The organism is Rhodococcus sp. R1101, from assembly GCF_000278445.1.
In the GTDB taxonomy this organism is placed as follows: domain Bacteria; phylum Actinomycetota; class Actinomycetes; order Mycobacteriales; family Mycobacteriaceae; genus Rhodococcus; species Rhodococcus gordoniae.
On sequence record NZ_AJVB01000203.1, the window covers coordinates 1 to 6,585 of the forward strand.

A 6,585-nucleotide genomic window follows, 5' to 3' on the forward strand; every position below is an offset into this window, starting at 1 on the left:
GATGTTCCCGGAGGTGGACTTCTCGTGGTTCCCGTTGTCGAACCCGGGCATCGTGTCGATCCCGCTCGCGTTCGTCCTCGGGATCGTCGGCACCTTCGTCGGACGCCGCAAGCAGGAGGACCGGTACAAGCAGGCGGAGATGGAGGTTCGCTCGCTCACCGGTGTCGGTGTGGAGAAGGCCGTCTCCCACTGACCCTCCGTGCCGCGGTGGCCCGCTCCCGATCGGGGGCGGGCCACCGCCGCGTCTCGGGTCTCCGTCCCCGGAACCGAGCGTCTACTGTTGCGGACCATGGCGAAACTCGAAGTGTCGACCGATCTTCCGCTCGACCCACACGCTGCCTGGGAGCACGCTTCCCGTCTGGAGTCGTTCGGTGAGTGGCTGAGCATCCACGACGGCTGGCGCAGCGACCTTCCCGATGCCCTGTCCGAGGGCATCACGCTGCAGTCGGTGGTGTCGGTCAAGGGCATGCGCAACCGGGTCACGTGGACCATCGTCGAACTGGACGCGCCGCACCACGTGGTGTTGAAGGGAACGGGCAAGGGCGGCACGAAATTCTCCATGCGACTCGCCGTCACAGCCCGCGGCGACGGTTCGGCGCTGACCATGAAGATCGAACTCGGCGGAGCGCCGTTGTTCGGCCCGATCGGGTCGGGGGTGGCGCGCGCCCTGCACGGCGACCTGCAGTCGTCGCTCGGCACCTTCGCGCGCCGCTACGGCCGGAACTGACGCCTCTGGACACTTCTTCCGGAAAGGCGTAGACCCGTAGGAACGACCGCGGCCCGCTGCGGATCGATCCGTCCCCGAGTGCTCGGTACTCGACGCGAATGCGAGGTCGACGCCCATGTCCGAGGATCATCACCCGAGTACCGACGAGAACGTCGCCGAATCGCGCTGGTGGGCATGGGCGGCGTGTATCGCCGTGATCGCGGCGATCGTGGTGCCACTCGCGGAGGCGGGTCTGCGCGGCGTCGTCGCGCTGCTGCTGGTCGCGGTGGCCGGCGGCGCCCTGGCCGTTGCCGGGGCCTACTGGTTTCTCACGCACCACGGTGTGATCCGCGGGGCTGCGCTGGCCGTGACCGTGCTCGCGCCGGTCGTCGTGGTGGTCGTCTTCGCGGCGGCGGGTCACCTGTGGGCCGCCCTCGCATCGGTGCTGCTCGTCGCCGTGGCGGTCGCGTGTGGACGCCGCGCTCTACGACATGCCCGGGTGACTCCGCAGCCCGAATTTCCGGCCGTGCCCGTTCGGCATCCCTTCTTCGTCATGAATCCACGCTCGGGCGGCGGCAAGGTCGTCCGTTTCGACCTGCAGCGCAAGGCCGAAGAACTCGGGGCGGAAGTGGTGTTGTTGAGCGGACCGCAGCAACTCGACGTCACCGAACTTGCGGAGAAGGCAGTCGAGCGCGGGGCCGACCTGCTCGGCGTGGCGGGTGGCGACGGAACCCAGGCCCTGGTCGCGGCGGTCGCAGCGGAACATCGACTCCCGTTCGTGGTGATCAGCGCCGGAACCCGGAACCATTTCGCCCTCGATCTCGGGCTGGACCGGGACGATCCCGCTGCGGGCCTGGGCGCTCTCGGCGACGGTGTCGAACTGCGCGTCGATCTCGGCCGGATCAACGGTCGCCCGTTCGTCAACAACGCGTCCTTCGGTGTCTACGCGGAGGTGGTCCGGAGCCCGCAGTACCGCGCAGACAAGACGGCGACGGTACTGCAGATGCTGCCGGATCTGCTCGGTGAGCAGGGTAGGCCGACATTGCGGGCGGGAATCGATACCGAGACCGTCGACGGACCGCAGGCCGTCCTGGTCAGCAACGGCCCGTACACCTTCGACGACCTGGCGGGACTCGGGCGACGAGCCCGTCTGGACAGTGGGCGGCTCGGTGTCGTCGCGATCTCGGTCTCGAACGCCCGCCAGGCCATCGGCCTGTTCCGTCGCACTCACGACCGAGGACTGTTGCAGCGCACCGCGACAGAGGTGGTCGTCGAAGCGGACGTACCGGAGATTCCGGTCGGAGTCGACGGCGAGTCGGTGATGTTGTCGACACCCGTTCGATGCACGATCTCCACCGGAGCGCTACGCGTTCGTGTTCCCCGCGACCGTCCGGGAGTGCGATTGCCGTCTCCACGCCTCGATTACGCAGGGTTGCGGAAGATATTGTGGCCGAAATGAAGTCTCACGACGTCACCCCACGAGGGGCCGGGCGACTTCAATGTATGTGTGTGCAGATGGATGGTGTATACCGGTGACCCGGTCCTGATGGACGACGTGCTCTTCCGGCCGGTCCATTCCTTGATCGATCAGAGCCTGCATTCCAGGATGGGGGCGACCACCACGAACGGAGACGGATTCGGGATCGGCTGGTACGGAGAAGGTCCGAGACCCGCGTTGTTCAAGTGCATCGAACCTGCGTGGAACGAGAGCAACCTGCGGGAGATCGCAACGCAGATCCGGACGCCGTTGATGTTCGCGCATGTCCGTGCCTCGACGGGGACTCCGGTGCAGCGCACCAATTGTCATCCCTTCCGGTACGAGAACAGGTTGTGGATGCACAACGGGGCCGTGCACGGATTCCACGCGATGAAACGCGATCTGGCGATGGCCGTCGATCCGAGTCTCTACGACGGGATCCGGGGATCGACCGATTCCGAGATGTTGTTCTACCTCGCGCTCACCTTCGGCCTCGCCGACGACCCGTTCACCGGTGTGGCGAAGGCCGTCGGCTTCGTGGAGGATGTCGCCGCCCGTCAGGGTATCGAGAACCCCATGCAGGGAACGATTGCCACCACCGACGGCGACAGTGTCTGGGTGTTCCGGTACTCGACGGAACGAAAGACACGTTCGCTGTTCTACTCGGCCGACATCACGGCTGTACGGGCGCAGCATCCCGAAGTGGAGGTGCTGTACAAGCTGGGCGACGACACCCGATTCGTGGTGTCCGAGCCCCTTCGGGATCTCGAAGGGGCCTGGCTGGAGGTACCGGAGTCGAGCGCGGGCGTCGTTCGGGGGAGCGACCAGGAGTTCCGGCCGTTCGAGCCGATCTCGCCGGTCCACTCGATCCCGTCGTGACGAATTCTTCGCTACCGGATCCGATTTCACCGTTCGCCCCGGCCGGCACCCGGTGTGTCGATCGAGTCACCCGGGGACAGCTCCACGGCGGCGATCCCCGCACGATGGGCCCGGCCGACGAACTCGGTGCCGGGCTCGAAGAACAACCGGGGGCGGACGGCGCCGAATCCGATCGGCCACAGCGTGCCGTAGTGGATCGGTACGGCCAGGCCTGCCTGCACGAGATGGGCGACGACAGCGGCCCGGCCGGGATCGAGGTGGCCGTCGCCGAGGGTGGGCCCCCAACCTCCGACCGGTAGCAACGCAAGATCCACCGGCCCCACATGGTCGGCGAGACCCGGGTACAGATCCGTGTCGCCGGCGAAATAGGTGCGCCGGTCTCCTTCGACGACGTACCCGACCGCCGGTGCGAGTTCCGGTCCACGACGCCAACGGCGGCCATCGTGCCGGGCGGGCACGGCGCGCACGGTGACCGTGCCGATCCGTGTTTCCTCGCCGGGACGCAACGGCACCAGCCGGTCGGCGAATCGACGCAGTGCCGGCAATCCGTCGACAGCTCCCCAGGGGATCACGATCGGAACGTCCGTATCGAGCAACCGCAACGACCTCAGGTGGGTGTGGTCCGCGTGCAGGTGTGAGAGCAGGACGGCATCCGGATCGCGTATACGCGGTCCGGCAGGGGTGGGTCCCCGGCGGCGGTGCAGATGTGCGACGCGGTCGGTGAGCACCGGATCGGTCAGGACGACCGTCCCGTGGTCCTCGATCAGCGTGGTGGCATGCCCGAGCCAGCGCAGACCGGATACAGGGGCATTCGGACGCGGCGGCGTACGCATGAACCTTACGATTCCAGACGTGGGAAGGGGCCCGCGATGCGTACGGTGGGCGGCTTGTTACGGATACTCGTCGAGTTCCTCGTGCTGTGGGGATCGTCGGCGCTCGTGCTCGTCGTGCTCGACCGGGTCCTCGGCGGCATCACCCTCGACCGGTCCGGCTTCGCTCCGATACCGACACTGCCTGCCGCGCTGGTACTCGCGCTGGTGTTCGGTCTGCTGAACGCGGCGTTGTGGCCGGTGATGATGCGGTTGATGTCGTGGATCGGCCCGGTATTGCTGTTCGCCGGAGTCTTCCTGGCCGGCGGTGTGATCATGCTGCTGACGCTGTACCTGGTACCGGTCGCCGGAGTGGACCGCCCGGGCGATGCGATCGTGCTCGCCGCGCTGGTCTCGCTGGTCACTTCCGTCGTCTCGGGCGCGATCGCCTCCCGTTCCGACACCGCCTACCGGTTGATGCAGGTGCGGCGGAACCGGTTCCGATTGCGGCGCAACGCGACGCTCGTGGGTGCGCCTCCGGGGTTGCTGTGCATCCAGATCGACGGGCTCGGGTACGACGTCCTGCGGCGGGCGATCGCCGACGGTGTCACGCCCGGCCTGGCGAAGCTGGTGCGTGAAACCCACCGGCTGGTGCCGTGGCACACCGATTGGAGCAGCCAGACCGGAGCGACCCAACTGGGCGTGCTGCACGGCTCCAACCACAACGTGCCCGCATTCCGCTGGTACGACAAGACCACCGGGCGTATCTCCGTGTTCAGCAACCCGGCCGACAACGAGCAGCGCGAACTCGAACGAGCAGAGCGGCCCGGGCTGCTCGCCCACGACGGTGCGAGCCGGGGCAACCTGTTCACCGGTGGTGCGCAGGACAACGTACTGGTCGTCAGTCGTATGCGCGGCGCCCGGCTCGGTGGGGGCGCCGGCTACAGCGCCTATTTCGCCGATCCTGCGAGTGCGCTGCGCACCTTCATCCGGATGATCGCGGAACTGCAACGGGAACTTCGTCAGTCGCTGCGGCAGAAACGGAAGGACATCCGGCCACGGGTACCGCGTGGCGGAATGTATCCCTTCGTCCGCGCCTTCGCGACCGTACTCGCCACCGACGTCACCGCCGCCGCGGTGGTCGGTGATCTGATCAAGGGACGTACTGTCGTCTACCTCGATCTGATCGGCTACGACGAGGTCTCGCACCACTCCGGGATCTCTCGGCCCGAAACGCTGTCCGTGCTCGCGAAGGTCGACGACATCATCGCGATGCTGCTCGCGGTCGCGGAACAGTCCGACCGGTCCTATCGCGTCGTCGTGCTGTCCGATCACGGGCAGAGTCAGGGCGCGACGTTTCTTCAACGCTACGGAGAGAGCCTGAAACAACTGGTGATCCGGTCGGCCACACGGGACGAGCCGGCCGATCGTCACCGGCACGAGCGCAGAGCGGAGCCCTCGACCCGGCCCGGAGGGGAAGGACGCGCGTATGCCGCAGCCAGCATGCACGCCGCGCCGGTCGGCGAGCAGGCGCACACCGTCGCCGGTGAACCGATCGTGCTCGGCTCGGGCAACCTCGGCCTGATCTACTTCCCTCATCTGCCCGGCCGCGCCGACGTCGATACCATCGAGGCCGCGCATCCAGGACTTCTCACTGCTCTCCGGGAGCATCCCGGCATCGGCTTCCTGCTCGTCGCCACCCCTGGCGGATCCGTCGTGCTCGGAGCCCACGGCCGGGTGGACGTGACGACCGGTGAGGTCACCGGCCGCAACCCTCTCGAGGTGATGGGTCCCGATGCGCTGGCGAAGATCCGGCGCACCGACACCTTCGACAACGTCGCCGACATCATGGTCGGCGGTGCCTACTGGCCCGAGACCGACGAGGTTGCGGCGTTCGAGGAGCAGGTCGGCTCGCACGGCGGTATGGGTGGCCCGCAGAGCACCCCGTTCCTCCTCTATCCCGCCGTGCTGCCCCCGCCACCCGAACCGCTGAAGGGCGCCGAGAACGTGCACGAGGTGCTCGCCGGGTGGCGGGATCTCTCGGCGGGACCGTCCACGGCCACGACCGATCACGACGCGACGGTCGGGGACGGGTGACCCGGCTCGGAACGAATGGAACCTGTTCGGGAGAGGTTGTTCTCGTCGATGTGGTCAGCGGTTCTGCCCGGCGTCGTGAAGACCGACGTACTCGTGCCGGCCCACGTCCTACCCGCCGAGATCCGGAAGCACAGGCGGGAGAGGTGAATCGAGCGTCGGATGTCCGGCGAGTTCGCGCTTCACCGCCCTCTCGACGAGCAACGGAACGAAGTCCCGAACTCTGCTCGTGGCGAATCGGAGGTAGACGCCGTTCACTGCACGTTCGATGTCGTCCGGAGGAACAAGCGGATACCGAGGGATCAGACGTTCGACGACCTGTTGGATCTGACGGAACTCGTCGTCACCGCTCATCGGCCGATCGTACGTCGGCCTCCAGGGCCGTCGAGGCACGAAACGGTATCGGACGCCCGTTTCGGGGCACGATTCGGCATCGCTCGCGACAGGTTGCAGGCACGTGTCGATCGGCTCCGCCTCCACTGCACCGAACCGATCGTTCTCCCACGAACTCCGGACCGAAGGCGGACAATGGGTACACGTCCGAGGGAGAACTGTGGGACACAAGACCGGGCACAAGAAGCATCGGAAGCGCTCGCCGGAGAACTCGCTCGCCGCGCGTT

6 protein-coding genes and 1 pseudogene are annotated in these 6,585 nt (G+C 67.2%); 5 read left to right on the top strand and 2 right to left on the bottom strand.

Going from position 1 to position 6,585, the window contains the following annotated elements; translation table 11 throughout:
* From R1101_RS26705 to R1101_RS0113585, 4 genes and pseudogenes are all read left to right on the top strand, one after another.
* Positions 1-193, top strand: a pseudogene (locus tag R1101_RS26705) (cation acetate symporter); the annotation flags it as partial.
* Positions 194-289: 96 nt separating this feature from the next.
* Positions 290-727 (top strand): type II toxin-antitoxin system Rv0910 family toxin, encoded by a 438-nt coding sequence (locus R1101_RS0113575; protein WP_016933958.1) that lies wholly within the window; start codon positions 290-292, stop codon positions 725-727.
* A 115-nt stretch (positions 728-842) separates the two neighbouring features.
* A complete protein-coding gene (locus R1101_RS0113580) occupies positions 843-2,165 on the top strand; it encodes a diacylglycerol/lipid kinase family protein (protein WP_016933959.1) in 1,323 nt (440 codons plus the stop codon).
* 60 nt (positions 2,166-2,225) lie between these two features.
* The gene (locus tag R1101_RS0113585) at positions 2,226-3,062 is read left to right on the top strand and encodes a class II glutamine amidotransferase (protein WP_026003245.1); all 837 of its coding nucleotides are present in this window, start codon (positions 2,226-2,228) and stop codon (positions 3,060-3,062) included.
* 26 nt (positions 3,063-3,088) lie between these two features.
* Here R1101_RS0113585 and R1101_RS0113590 read toward each other — a convergent pair whose 3' ends face one another.
* Complete coding sequence (locus R1101_RS0113590) at positions 3,089-3,895, bottom strand: MBL fold metallo-hydrolase (protein ID WP_016933961.1); 807 nt, start codon at positions 3,893-3,895, stop codon at positions 3,089-3,091.
* Positions 3,896-3,931: 36 nt separating this feature from the next.
* Between R1101_RS0113590 and R1101_RS0113595 the strand changes: the two genes are divergently transcribed.
* Positions 3,932-5,968: a phage holin family protein gene (locus R1101_RS0113595; protein ID WP_016933962.1), complete on the top strand. Its 2,037-nt coding sequence runs from the start codon at positions 3,932-3,934 to the stop codon at positions 5,966-5,968.
* Positions 5,969-6,076: 108 nt separating this feature from the next.
* Here the strand turns inward: R1101_RS0113595 and R1101_RS0113600 are convergent, their stop codons facing one another.
* Positions 6,077-6,319, bottom strand: coding sequence for a three-helix bundle dimerization domain-containing protein (locus tag R1101_RS0113600; RefSeq protein WP_026003246.1), 243 nt, complete (start codon positions 6,317-6,319; stop codon positions 6,077-6,079).
* Positions 6,320-6,585 lie beyond the last annotated feature (266 nt).